Annotated in this window: 7 protein-coding genes and 1 tRNA gene; 3 read left to right on the top strand and 5 right to left on the bottom strand. The window is 35.7% G+C overall.

The genetic code is table 11. The features are described from left to right. Nucleotides 1–5: 5 nt before the first annotated feature. From H599_RS0111995 to H599_RS0111975, 4 genes are all read right to left on the bottom strand, one after another. Nucleotides 6–1,244, bottom strand: coding sequence for a DUF2264 domain-containing protein (locus H599_RS0111995; RefSeq protein WP_035141532.1), 1,239 nt, complete (start codon nt 1,242–1,244; stop codon nt 6–8). Between the two features lie 21 nt (nt 1,245–1,265). Then, the gene (locus tag H599_RS0111990; protein WP_162174261.1) at nt 1,266–5,363 is read right to left on the bottom strand and encodes a hybrid sensor histidine kinase/response regulator transcription factor; all 4,098 of its coding nucleotides are present in this window, start codon (nt 5,361–5,363) and stop codon (nt 1,266–1,268) included. 159 nt (nt 5,364–5,522) lie between these two features. Then, nucleotides 5,523–8,639 carry a glycoside hydrolase family 2 TIM barrel-domain containing protein gene (locus H599_RS0111985; protein WP_026714360.1) on the bottom strand — a complete coding sequence of 1,039 codons (3,117 nt, stop codon included), beginning with the start codon at nt 8,637–8,639 and terminating at the stop codon, nt 5,523–5,525. Nucleotides 8,640–8,957: 318 nt separating this feature from the next. Continuing rightward, nucleotides 8,958–9,037, bottom strand: a tRNA-Leu gene (locus H599_RS0111975). A gap of 284 nt (nt 9,038–9,321) precedes the next feature. Between H599_RS0111975 and H599_RS0111970 the strand changes: the two genes are divergently transcribed. The 3 genes from H599_RS0111970 to pth all read left to right on the top strand — a co-directional run bounded on the left by H599_RS0111970 (nt 9,322) and on the right by pth (nt 11,806). Next, nucleotides 9,322–10,263, top strand: a complete 942-nt coding sequence (locus H599_RS0111970; protein WP_026714359.1) for a ribose-phosphate pyrophosphokinase — start codon at nt 9,322–9,324, stop codon at nt 10,261–10,263. A gap of 64 nt (nt 10,264–10,327) precedes the next feature. Beyond that, nucleotides 10,328–10,939, top strand: coding sequence for a 50S ribosomal protein L25/general stress protein Ctc (locus tag H599_RS0111965; protein WP_026714358.1), 612 nt, complete (start codon nt 10,328–10,330; stop codon nt 10,937–10,939). A gap of 240 nt (nt 10,940–11,179) precedes the next feature. Then, entirely contained in the window at nt 11,180–11,806 is a 627-nt protein-coding gene (gene pth / locus H599_RS0111960; RefSeq protein WP_026714357.1) for an aminoacyl-tRNA hydrolase, read from the top strand. Nucleotides 11,807–11,856: 50 nt separating this feature from the next. On the opposite strand, the gene H599_RS0111955 is transcribed toward pth, so the two are convergent. Then, a complete protein-coding gene (locus tag H599_RS0111955; protein WP_026714356.1) occupies nt 11,857–14,532 on the bottom strand; it encodes a reprolysin-like metallopeptidase in 2,676 nt (891 codons plus the stop codon). Between the last annotated feature and the right edge of the window lie 136 nt (nt 14,533–14,668).

Genomic DNA, 14,668 nt, shown 5'->3' with positions numbered 1-14,668 from the left:
GTTACTTATTTAGAGGCATGATCGATTGGAATACTTATCCCTGACCAAATTTTCTTTTGCGTCCAGGGTTGGTAGTCATCTGTCCAAAAGGTATCAGTAGTTGGCAAACCCAAAACCAAAAAAGCTTCCGAACACAGATACAAACTTCCGGTTGAGATATAACCTTCCCCAATATTAGGCTGATGTCCAAACAAGCCTATTTGAAGCCAACCCTTTTTATCAAAAGTTCCCGGAGCATTTATCTGACGATGAATCATAGCATATAAAGCCGAACGAACCTGCGCAGGTGTAATTTCTTTAGGCAATTCCTTCCAAAGTGCAATTTGAGACAACAACTGAAAAGCTCCAAAACGATAGGCTAGCGATCTTCCGATAGGCGGATAAGTTCCATCCGGAGAAATCAATCGCTCCTGAATAGCGGCATAACGTTTTGCTCTATTTAGCTCTTTTTGATAGGCATCTTTATAAACAGCCTCTTTTTCAACTAATGTTTTATAAATATCCAGCTGCATAGGATGAATCACAAAACTATTGTAGTAATCCCAGTGAAAATCAGGTCCATCACCATAAGTTCCATCACCTAAATACCATTTTTTATGCTCTTCTAAACCGTAACTCAATCGCTTTTGATCTTCTTCTTTATCAAATTTTGCTATTGCTGTTTCAACCATACTGGCAAAAAGCAACCAATTAGAATAATAAGGTTCTATTACTCTGGACGATTTTAATGCCTTAATTACGTTTTCCTTTGTAGTAACATCTAAGGGTTCCCAAAGTTGTTTGGGTGCACGAAGTAAAGCCTGAGCAAAAAAAGCAGCATCTACTAAAGGCTGCTTATCTTTAACAAAATTCATAAAATCAGGAGAAGCAGGATTGGTCGCATTATGAATACATTTTTGTGCCAAAGCAATGTATTTTGCTCTTAATTTTCCTTCGGGAGTTTCATCCGGACCAAGCTCTAACCAAGGTGCCATTCCCGACAACAAGCGCCCAAAAGCTTCTAAATAAGTCACATGTTTTCTGTCATCCCAAGCCCCGGGTGATCTTTCTACCGGCATTTGCTGTCTTAGCTGATTATTACTCAAAGCCACCAAAACTGGATCTCCAATTTTTATCAATGAAGACACAAAAAATTCACGAACTTTTTCAGGTGAATCTTTTTCTATCTTTTTAGACTGCGAAAACAAATATTGTCCGGATAGACCAAGAATTACCAAAAGAACTTTAATTAAATATTTTCTCATTTTTAAAATTTTATAAATTATTTAAGTTGTAGATTTCCAGAAACTTTCATTCAATAGATATTTATGATCCTTCACATTCTGGTATTTTTTTCGAAAATCGGATGGATTCATATCATAAAACTGTTGAAATTGTTTTCTAAAATACTTTATATCTCCAAAACCAGCCATCGAAGCCGCCTGATTAATCTGCAAATCGGTTGTAATTAACAGCGTAGCCACTTTACGCAATCGCACATTTCGGGTAAATTCTGAAACAGATTTTCCGGTAATTTTTTTAATTTTTTTATACACCAAAGAATGACTCATTCCTAATTCAACAGCCAAATCTTGAACATTGAAATTTTCTACATCCAAATTAGCATCAATAACTTCCACAATTCTATCTATCAGCACTTTATCTTCATCCGACAACTTCGGACTTGCAACATTTTTTGTCACCGAATTCAAGAGATAATTTTGCTCACTATCCCGACGGGTAAGAATTCCGTTAATTCGGGCTAACAAATACTCATTATCAAATGGCTTCGTTATATAATCATCTGCTCCTACTTCGGCTCCCTTCAGCTTCACCTCTTCCGAAGTCCCTCCGGTAAGCAATATTATCGGAATATGTTTTAACTCATCATCTTCCTTAATATGCTTACAAAAAGCTACCCCACTCATTTCAGCCATTACTACATCTGAAACAATTAAATCCGGTTGCACTTTTCTAATAATACTTAATGCCATTTCCGCACTTTCGGCAGCAGTTACCCTATATTTAGGAGCAAGAATACGTTTCAGGTAATTTCGTATCTCAGGATTATCATCAACAACCAAAATACTTTTTACATTTTTAACCAAATCACCGCCAATTTCAACTTCTTCCATAACTTCCGGAAACTGCTCCCGAATTACATTATCTTCTAAGGCTTCTTCTAAAAACGATGTTCTGTCATTTAAATCTTCTCTTATTTCAACTTCTCCAAAATGCTCTTTCCCTAACAATAACCGCATTTCAAAAACAGTTCCTCCTCCTGCATTATCATAACAATGAACATCACCATGATGCTGATTGATAAATTGTTTCACTAAATAAAGTCCAATTCCAAATCCTTTGCGCTTGTTTTTAATATTCTTATTGGATTGATAAAACAGATTGAAAATTTTCTCCTTATCTTCATTCGAAACTCCTTCACCATTATCAACAACACTAATACTAATTTTGTTCTCAACAGTTCGAATATTTACTGTCACAGCGCCATTTTCTTTCTCAGTAAACTTTAAGGCATTAGAAATTAAATTAAACAATGCCATTTCTATTTTTTCTCTATCGATGTAAACAAAAAGTTTTTCTTCAGAAAAACTAAAACTATACGCTATCTTTTTAGTCTTGGCATGATGCACAAAACAATTGAACACTTCTTTACTTAATTCAACAATATCAACCTTAGCAATTTTAAGTTTCCCTGTTTCAGTTTCGGTTTTTCTAAAAAGCAATAATTGATCTACTAAACTCAGTAATCTTCGGGAATTACTATAAACCATCTCAATTGCTCCCGGATCAATTTTTGGCTCATTGCCATAAATAATATCTTTCAACGGATTGATAATCATTGTCAATGGCGAACGGAACTCGTGAGAAATATTTGTAAAAAAAGTAAGTTTCTTTTCGTTTAATTCCTTTTCCTGTCTGGCTAAATTTTGCGAAAGCTGTACCTCATACTTTAACTGCGCCTGTTTTCTTTGATATTTATCTATGAGATAAATGACTCCCGCAATAACTAACACATAAAACAAATAAGCCCAAGTACTTCGATACCAAGGTGGCAATATTGTAATAGGCAAAGAAATCGTTTTTGGATTCCAAATTCCTTCGGCATTCGTTGATTTAATTTTCAAAACATACTCTCCTTCGGTTAATCTCGAATAATTAGCACTTCGAATATTATCCACATAATGCCATTGTGAATCCCAACCTTCCAAAAAATAGGCATACGAAATTTTTTCAGGCAAACTGTATTCTAAAGCAGCGTAATCAATATTCAACATCGACTCATCATAAGGCAATTTTAACTGATTAATTCCAAAAACGCTTAATCCGGATTGATGATATATCTTATTATTCACTTTGATGGAGGTAACAATCAGTTTTGGAAAAGCATGAATCTGGCTGTTGGTTTTTGTATTAATAATATTAAACCCTTTAATTCCGCCAAAAACAATTTCTCCTGAAGATAATTTTAAAGCGGCATTGTAATTAAACTGATTGCTTTGCAAACCATCGGCATCATGATAACTCGTAATTTTTTTGCTGGTCGCATTGTAAACAAAAATACCATTGTAGGTACTACACCAATAAACCTGTTTATTTTCTGGAACTATATTTAAAATCGAATTATTAGGAACTCCATTCTTTTGGGTCAAAAAATCAGATTGAAAAGTTTTAGGATTAAACAACATCAAACCTCCTCCTTCAGTTCCTACAAGCATTTGGGACGCAGAAACGGAAACAATGGAACGAACCGGATATTTTACATCAACAACCTTCTTAGTCAAAGTCTTGGGATTAAGCCGAATCAGTTGTGTGAAAGTTCCCAACCAAAGATTCCCCTGTTGATCTTCGGTCATCGAAATAATCCCACTAATTTTAGCATCGACATAATCAAACTGATCAAGCACTTCATTATACCGATACAATCCTTCTTCATCTGGTGAAGCAGCCCACAAAACAGCTCCCCGACTACGAAATAATACCCAAATATTCTTTTGAACAATATTATAAGTAGGATTAAAAAGCTGATATCTTTTAAAAGTACGATTTTGCGAATTAAAAAGACAAACCCCTCCTCCATACGAGCCAAACCAGGTTCCTTTATCTGTTTTTACAATTGAAGCTACAAAATTATTCGCTAATGAATTAGGGTTAGAAGTGTTATAGGAATAATTAGTAAACACATTATTTTTCCTATCCCATAAACTGGCTCCGCCTCCATCTGTTCCAATCCAGATATGATCATTATCTTGTTCACATAACGATAAAATAAAATCGCTCGGCAAGGTATTGCTTAGTTTGTCATTTCTGGAAATTGTAAGAAAAGGACTTTTTGCACTCTCTATTTTATTAACACCTCCCCTTAAAGTTCCTATCCAAACCCGGTTTTCAGAATCCAGACACAATGACGAAATCGCATTACTGTTTAATTTTTCGGCATTCAAACCGGAACTCAACAACGAAAAAGTATCTGAAGTAAAATTATATTTCACCACACCATTCCCATTCGTTGCTATCCAAAGTTCCTTTGCATCCGGTTTATACATGAAAGCCGAAACGGGAAACTGAATTTCCTGATTATAATAAAACTTATGCGTTCTATCGACTGTATTATACTTTAATAAACCACCATCAATAGCCACCCAAATATTCGAAAAACCATCATAAAAAACTGTAGTTCCACTCAAAACTCCCGAAAAAACAGGCGTTAATTTATTAGCATCAGGAGCCATCATAACCAAACCCGTACCCTGAACAAAACACCACATTTTTCCCGAACGATCAAAATCAATACCTTGCACATGGTATTCCCATATTAATTTACCTTCAGTATAAAGGGGAATTCGGTCAATTTTCCCACCTTTTCCTAAACAATGCATCAAGCCTTTACCTGCTGTCGCAATATAAATTCTGGATTTATAATCTTTTATCTGATTAATCGCAACATCAATTAATTCTCTTTTAGTCGTTTTAGGATTTTCGCAATATCGGGTACTGAAACTATTCGTTAAATAACTATAAACACTTATTCCCTGCTTAGTTCCTATCCAAATCTCATTTTGGGTTCCGCAAATACTTACAACCCGATTATTTATAAGCGAATTGGAGTCATTAGGCTCATTTCTGAAATTTAAAAAGTCATAACCATCAAAACGACTAATTCCATCATAAGTACCAAACCACATTAAACCACGTTTGTCTTTATAAACAGAAGTAACCGCATTATTAGCCAATCCGTTTTCAATCCCAATATAATCAATATCATATTTTTCCTGATGGTATCCGGAAACCGCTATTCCGCCAACAACTTGTGCCTTGGCTGGAAAAACTACTAAAAGCAATAAAACAAACAGGATATTTCTCAAAACACAATATTGCATTAAGGTTAATTACATTTCTTTTTAATCCAACTCTTTCACTAATCTCTTTTCATCACAAAAAAACAAACTTAAATTTCTAAAATTAGAAAAACCTATGAAAAAACATCATAGGTTCCCTAAAAAACACACCAAAAAACAATTAACTTATTCTTCCAACGAAATAATATAAGAAAAACTATATTTTTTATCCAGTAAGCGATACTGTTCATGCGGCAAAGCTCCCCAACTATCATCACCTCCAACTCCTCTTTGCTTATAATCCAAATGCAAGAAAACTGCTTCTTTGGAATCTAAATCTAAATCCGAAGGATGACGCTGATTTTTATGTTTCCCCGGATCTAAATCTTCTGTAGAAACATTCAAAGCACTAAAACCAAGCGGCTGATCCCCTTCTATTTTCAGACCTTGCCCGTTAGCATTTTTTAAAGTTAACCAACGTACATCCGTCTTATAACCTGACTCCTGAGGACGGATATAAGTTCTGGTAAATTGATTAATCACTTTATCTGAATAAGTTCCAACAAATGAAGCCGAATTTCTGTCGGAATAATTTTCCCATGGCCCTCTTCCATAATAAGTCAAATTATCATATGCTCCATTTAATTTTAAACGCATCCCAAAACGTGGCAGTTCCGGAAGCTCTTTCCCTTCCATATCTACAGAAGCCGTTATTTTGACAGCTCCGTTATTTTGAATCACATAATTTACAGTATAAGGAACATCGGCTTCAACTAATTGAGAAACCACCTTAATAGACAATCCATCCGCTGATTTTTTACCCAAAACAACGCTTAAAACTTTTGGTTCTTGAGAAGCCTTTTTCCAAATCTCCAACTTATTTTGCATTCCATTCCCAAAATCATTATCGGTTGGCGCTCGCCAGAAATAAGGACTTGGAAAACTGGAAATCACAGTATTGTCAGTATTCTTTAAGGCATATTTTACAAACGCTCCTTTTTTCAAATCAAACGCTCCGGAAATTTTGTCTGTTTCAAATGTCAGCAGATTATTTTTCACTACATACTTTAATTTCGATTTTGCGGCTACCGTTGTCTCTTTTTCAAAATAATTTCCATTTCCTATTTTAAATTGTTCTCTGGCAAACTCATGTCCTTTAGTTACTAAAGGCGAATCATTTTTAGAAAAAGCAAATACATTTAAATAATACTCCGAATGGGTATCTGGCAAACTAAAATCAAGATTTACTTTTTTGCTTTCTTCCGGATTAACATCTAGCGTAAACTCTCCGGACTGAATCTTTAATCCATTTTTAATCAATTCCCATCTGAAATTATAATCAGCAAGATTCGTGAAATTAAAATGATTGCTTACAACTAATTGATTTTTGTCTTCCAATTGAAATTGGATGTTTTGATACACCTTTTTCACCTCCGACAATCCCGGATGCGGAATTCTGTTAGCCGAAACCAAGCCGTTAGCACAAAAATTTTCATCGTTTTGTAATTTTGCTCCGCCTAAATCACCACCGTAAGCCCAAAAAGTAGTTCCTTTTTCATTTTGAGTTTTCAATCCCTGATCAACCCAATCCCAAATAAAACCACCCTGCATGTGTTTGCTACTCCCAATAATATCCCAATACTCCTGAAAATTTCCGTTGCTATTCCCCATCGCATGCGAGTATTCACACATGATGTATGGACGGCTTTTCTCCGCAGCAGCATAGTCTTTCATACTTTTAATTCCGGGATACATCGGACAAACAATATCTGTATTCTTATTCTCACCCGCCTGCTCAAACTGAACCATACGGGTTGTGTCATTTTTTTTCAACCAATCGTAAGCTTCATAAAAAACGGGGCCATTACCACATTCATTTCCTAAAGACCAAATGATTATTGACGGATGATTTTTATCGACTGCAAACATTCTTTTGATACGATCCAAATGTGCCGGAGCCCATTCCGGCAAATAAGCAGGATGTTTTAATTTATCAAATGAACCTTGCCATTCGGCTCCCATCCCATGTGTTTCAATATTTGCTTCATCTACTACATAAAAACCATATTCATCACATAAATCATAAAACTGCGTATCATGTGGATAATGACACATTCTGATGGCATTGATATTATGTTCTTTCATAAGTTGAAGATCTTTTAACATCAATTCTTTGTTAGGTACATGTCCGTTTACATCATCATGCTCATGGATATTCACTCCTTTTACCAAAACCGCTTTACCATTTACTAATAACTGCGCATCTTTAATTTCAACCTTTCTAAAACCCGTTTTTTGAGAAAGAGCCTCTAGCATTTTGCCTTTATTATCTAATAACGAAATCGTATAACGGTATAAAATTGGCGTTTCGGCATTCCATTGTTTTACCTTTTCAATGGTTTTTGCAAAACTGATTTTCGTGTCTTTTACCGTTGCTTTTTTACTTTCTGAAAAAACAAGCTTACCTTCATTATCAAACAAATCAACTTTGACAATCGGATTTTTAATTTTAGTATTCGCAAATGACTTTAATACCACATCCAAATTAAAAATTCCATTTTGATATTGAGAATCCAATTCACTTTGCACCGTATAATCCCAAATAGTAGTCTTAGGCATCGCCTGTAAATACACATCTCGCTCGATTCCGCTTAATCGCCAAAAATCCTGATCTTCTAAATAACTTCCGTCATGCCAGCGAAAAACCTGTACAGCAATTAAATTTTCTCCTTTCTTTAAAAAAGAAGTAACATTAAATTCTGCCGGAGTTTTAGAAGCCTTGGTCATACCCACTTCTTTTCCGTTCAAATAAACTCTTGCATAACCGGAAACCGAAGCAAAATGAAGTATAATTTCTTTGTCATTCCAGGAATCTGCAACAGTAAAAGTGCGTCTGTATGTTGCCACCGGATTATAATCGCCACCTATAAAAGGTGGATTTTTAGGAAACGGATAAGTAATATTGGTATAAATAGGAATATCAAAACCCTGAATTTCCCAGTTTGAAGGCACTTTAATATTTTCCCAATGAGTTTCCTTCAAATCTTCAGCATAGAAATCCATAAGGCGTTGCGACGGATTCTTAACAATATGAAATTTCCAAGTACCATTCAGGCTTTGATACAAAGAAGATTGTTTTGGATTTCCTGTTTTCAGCTCTGCTTCATTCCCAAACAACAAAAAAGAAGTTCTCCCGGATTCTTTTCCTCTGTCTAAAATCTGAGGATTTTCCCATTCATTAATTTGGGCAAAATTAATCTGTATACTTAAAAATAAAGCAAAGGCAGCAACAATACTCTTCATATAAATCTTTTGTAGTTTATTATTAATTCAGAAATGTTTTCCACAAAACTTAAATCTAATTCTCCCGGTACATCTAATTTATTTATGATACCAGAACTAACAACTCTGATTATAAGAAACAACAAAATCTGAATTACAAATTTAGATAAGCCCACAAAAGACAAGAGGGGTATAACCGCACAATAAAAGGGGTAATTTGATAAAAACTGTCAAAAAACCATAATTATTTCAGGTTTACAACAGCCTTTTTATTGTTTTAACCAAAAAAGAAGAAAAGTCTAAAAACAAAAAAAGCCTCTTCTTTCGAAGAGGCTTTTGTACCCAGGACCGGGATCGAACCGGTACTCCTAAGAACTGGTGTTTGAGACCAGCGCGTCTACCAATTCCGCCACCTGGGCTTAAAAGGCGTGAATAATAAATTATTCTTGGTAATTAAGAAAATTACATTCTTTAAAGATTTCGTTTCCTTAAGACGGTGCAAATGTAAAAAATATTATTAAAGTTTCTAATAAATTTTCTGAAAATTTTACTTTCACAGTCAAATTAATTTTCTAATTTTGCAGCTCGATAAAACAACATATACTAACACACTCCATCCGAAGCACTTACACACATTCCAAACTTTAAAACAAAGTAAAAACCGAAATGTAACTAGTACTACGGAATAAAAACAACAAATTAAATGTCACAAAGAGAACCAGAAGCTAAAATTTTTGCTTGTTCAAAAAGTGTCTATCTAGCTGAAAAAATTTCCGAAGCATATGGAATTCCGCTAGGAAAAGTTTCTTTATCCCATTATAGTGATGGTGAGTTTCAACCATCATTTGAAGAATCTATCAGAGGTTTACGTGTTTTTCTAATTTGCTCTACATTCCCTGATTCAGAGAATTTAATGGAGTTGTTATTGATGATTGACGCTGCAAAACGCGCTTCAGCAAGACACATAACTGCTGTTATGCCTTACTTTGGTTGGGCCAGACAAGACAGAAAGGACAAACCAAGAGTTCCAATTGGAGCAAAATTAATTGCTAAAATGCTGGAAGCTGCCGGAGCAACAAGAATCATGACTATGGATTTACATGCTGATCAAATCCAGGGATTCTTTGAAAAACCAGTAGATCACTTATTCGCTTCTACTATATTTTTACCATATGTAGAAAGCCTTAAATTAGACAACCTAACTATCGCTTCTCCAGACATGGGTGGCTCTAAAAGAGCTTACGCCTATTCTAAATTCTTAGAATCTGACGTAGTTATTTGTTACAAACAAAGAAAACAGGCTAACGTTATCGACACCATGGAATTGATTGGTGAAGTTAAAGGACGCAATGTAATCCTAGTGGACGACATGATTGATACCGGAGGAACTTTAGCTAAAGCTGCCGATTTAATGATTGAGAGAGGAGCACTTAGCGTAAGAGCTATTTGTACTCATGCTATTCTATCAGGAAAAGCTTACGAAAGGATTGAGGAGTCAAAATTAAGCGAATTAATCGTTACCGATTCCATCCCATTAAAGAGAGAATCTAAGAAAATCAGAGTGGTAAGTTGCGCTCCACTTTTTGCAGAAGTAATGCACATGGTACAAAACAACAATTCCATTAGCGGAAAGTTTATCATGTAATTACCCCTAACCCCTAAAGGGGAATCAAAAAAGAGTTTAATTAATAACTATATAAATATTTAAAATGAAATCGATTACAATTAAAGGATCAGAAAGAGAAAGCGTGGGCAAAGTAGCTACTAAAGCCTTACGTAATGCTGGAGCGGTTCCTTGCGTGTTATACGGAGGAGATCAACCAGTTCATTTTTCAGCAGAAGAAAAAGCATTCAAAAACTTGGTTTACACTCCAAACGCTCACACAGTTGTGATTGACCTTGGAAACGGTAAGTCTTTCAATGCTATTTTACAAGATATCCAGGTTCACCCGGTATCTGACAAAATTTTACACATTGACTTCTTCCAATTATTCGACAACAAAGAAGTAACTGTAGAAGTTCCTGTAAAAATCACTGGTAACTCTAAAGGAGTTATGGCAGGTGGAGATTTACGTATTACAAACCGTAAATTAAAAGTAAAAGCTTTACCAGCAAATCTTCCTGATTATGTGGTAGCTGATATTACTCCGCTTGAAATGGGGAACAAACTTTACATCACTAAAGTTCCTTCTGAAAACTTCAAAATCATGCACCCGGACAACACTGTTATCTGTCAGGTGAAGATGTCTCGTGCGGCTATGAAAGCAGCTCAGGAAGCAGCAAAAGCAGCAAAAGCACCAGCAAAAGGAAAGAAAAAATAATTTTTTTCAATCATACTCAAAAGCATCAATCGAAAGATTGGTGCTTTTTTTTTGATTTGAATCAAAAAAAAAGGCATTCCAGCCGGCAAATGTTCCGGCTATCGCCTTTATCTCTCCGTCCCAAAAGGACTTCGAGGATACCGGCTCTATCGGTGCTACAATAATTAAGAAGATTGCCTATTCTGAAACAAAATCCACTGATCAAATCAACAAATAACCAAATTAACTTATTTTTGCAACATGAAAAATTGGTTGAATAACCTCTTTACAAAATCAAAAACAGAGGAGAACACAGATTATATGAAGAAATTTCTAATTGTAGGACTTGGTAACATTGGAGCCGAATATGTAAATACCCGTCACAATATCGGATTTAAAGTATTGGATTATTTAGCCAAAAAAGAAAACCTCGATTTCCAAACCGTAAAATTAGGTTCATTAGCAGAATACAAATTCAAAGGAAGAAGCTTTTTTCTATTAAAACCTAACACCTACATGAATCTTAGTGGAAAAGCTGTTCAATATTGGATGGAAAAAGAGAAAATTCCTTTAGAAAATCTATTTGTAATAACTGACGATTTGAATTTATCTTTTGGAACCATTCGCATCAAACCCAAAGGCAGCGATGGCGGCCACAACGGATTAAAAAACATCAATCTGGTATTAAACACCAATCAATATACGCGTTTCCGTTTTGGAATCAGCGACGAATTCAAAAGAGGAAAGCAAGTAGATTATGTCCTTGGCGAGTGGAACGATACTGAAATCAACGCACTTCCGGAACGTTTAGAAATTGCTTCTGAAGCCATTAAATCTTTTGGAACAGCAGGATTAGAAAACACGATGACTTCCTTTAACGGAAAATAAAAAAAGCTGGAGAATATTTATTTTCCAGCTTTTTTTATCTCTCTAAAATTCTATTTAATTATAATTTTAGCCGTTTTTTTTATTCCACCATCAATTAAGCATACAAAATAAACTCCTGCCTGTGGTTTATTCTGCAATCGAATATCCTGATTAAAACCTCCGTTATTCGGATATTTTTCACCAAAAATCTTTGTCCCCGAAACATCATAAACCAAAATTTCAATATCATTAACAGAAGTACTGATATACTTTACATTAAAATTTTCATCATGCGTTTTCGAACTCACTATTATATCCTTACTTATATCTTCATAAGGAACTAAAGTAAAGCTCTGTGTACATATTTCAACTGAAGCCGAATTAATAGTTCCGGTATCCGTCAAATAAATATCTCTGTAACGCAAAGTCCAGTTCCCCTGAGGATTCTCTCCATTAAAATCACTCAAAACCCCTAAAGGTTTAACCATTTGCAAAGCAGTATTCCCACAGAACAAATCAGCTCCGGCATCATCATAATTTAACAGCAAACTTCCACTACTAGTCCCGCAACTGTTATAAAACAACTTAACAACAGTTCCCTGAGGACTTACCAATTCCATTTGTACATCCGAAAAATAATCATGCGAAAAATCAATATTGAAATTAACATCCGAAATCAATGCCGTAGTAGCCGGAACCGTTATCGTTTTAGTCGCAAAATTTCCCTGTTCCGGGATAGACAAAGGCGTTCCCGGCAAAGCATACGTTTGACAATCAGATGTCACTGTATAACCTATTGCAAAAGTTTTGCTATTAACTGCATAAAAAATATTATCAACAGGCTCTATCAATATTCTGCAAAGCTGCGAAGAGACATTTGGAACAGTTACTTCCTCCGAACCATCATTATCCACCGCAGCAGCCAAAATAATTGGGAACGTCACACCATTATCAGTCGAAAGTTTAATATTTACCTTCGCTGCTCCCGGCAAAACATTTGTCCCATTTACATTCCAGCTAATTGTTTGCTCCGTTTCCTGAAACCAACTTAAATTATCAATATTTTGGGAACTAATTTCAAAAGGCCCTGCATTAGCATTTACTGTTACCACCATTTCGTCTGATAATGTTTGAGCTGAACCTTCCATACCATTATCTCTTGCCGTTAAAACAAAATGCAAAGTTCTGCCTACATCCGAGACCGATTCCCATTTCCCTCTCAATCTTCCCGCCAAAACATTATCAAAGCCTGGCATATATCGAACAGCACTACTCTCTGGAGGAAGCGATCGAAAAAGCGGCCCGTTAGTTTTAGTACTTACAGCCAAACTTAAATCACCACTGGCCGAAGTAGCCGGATCATTTTCTTCCCAGGTATAAGTTACTGCTTCCGAAGCACCTCCTGTTCCTTTCAACACAAAGGCAGTTCCTTTAGGAATCGTATAATCTGCTCCGGCATTCACTGTAGGTCCGGCCGTACTAATTGTAGTTACCACAGGACAACTTTTGGTTGCCAGCTTATTTTGAATTTGAGCAATACTGATAAAAGAAAAATAATCATCCGAATGCTGCTCTACATCATAATCGGTTGTAATTCCGGCATATCCCATAATCGTAGAACCACTTCCCGGCTCAACACTCGCCACCGTCCCTTCTAGATCATAAGAAAACGTATGATTAGCTCCTAACTGATGCCCCATTTCGTGAGCTACAAAATCAATATCAAAAGTATCTCCTTCCGGCTTATCACTAGATGGTGATGTATAACCACTTCCTTTTCCCGCATCACACACACAACCTATGCAACCCGCATTTCCACCACCTCCGGAAGCACCAAACAAATGCCCAATATCATAATTAGCATTTCCAATTACAGAAGTCAAATTATTCTGCAACTGCATTCCCCAAGTTCCTTCAACTGTAGAAGTCCCCACACCAGCTTCAGCATCATCATAAGGATCAGTAACAGCATTGGTATAAACAATCTGACTATTAGTGGCAATCAAAATTAATTTTACCGCCAAATCCCGATTATAAATTCCATTTACTCTGGTCATCGTAGCATTCATTCCCGCCAAAGCTCCGTCTACAGTTCCTCCAAAATATTCCGCATATTCTCCCGTACAAGACAAAGCCAAACGCAGGGTTCGGAACTTTTTATCACTGGAAACTATTTTAGCATTCTGACTACTAATTTTTTGACCCAAATTAACCGCATCAGCCGTAGTACAACTAAAAGGAAAACGCTCTTTTAACTTACTTTTAGAATTATAAACTACATATAAATTGGCCGATTCAGCATCTTTTTCAATAAATTCTACCTGACTGTTTTTTCGGGTAATCATCGTTTGAACTCCCAACGGAGACATACTGAAATTGACCACCGCAGTAGCATCGGTAAGTCCGACACCGGAATAAGAGCGAATCTCCGGATATTTAGCCTGCAATTCGGGATCAAAATTAGAATCTTCATGTACTGAAAACCGCTCTAAAACACCATTCGCATTAGGAATGGCAATCTCCAAACGAGCGACTGATTGCTTTTTATCCTGAATTGTTTTCAGCCTGGTTTGCAAAACTTCCTCATCCAATTGAAACAAAACTGCCTTTGAAATTCCCTTTCCGCTTAGCAATTTTTCCGAAACCTGAGCCGTCGAAGAATCCATTCGTTTCCACGGTCCTTTATCCTGAGCACGAACCACTGAAAAACACAACAAAAGAATTACAAACAGACTATTTATCCTCATGACCAGTTTATTTTTTACATTTCAAAAATAAAGCATTTCCACCAAAATATATTCAACAAATTAGGAATTAACCCTAGAAAATCAATTCATTAATACAACACACACAAACTATTTGTATGAATCATCTAAAAACCAA

The organism is Flavobacterium daejeonense DSM 17708, from assembly GCF_000425425.1.
Lineage (GTDB): Bacteria > Bacteroidota > Bacteroidia > Flavobacteriales > Flavobacteriaceae > Flavobacterium > Flavobacterium daejeonense.
The sequence above is the reverse complement of the archived record's forward strand: the minus strand, read 5'-3'. Positions and strand labels throughout refer to the sequence as shown.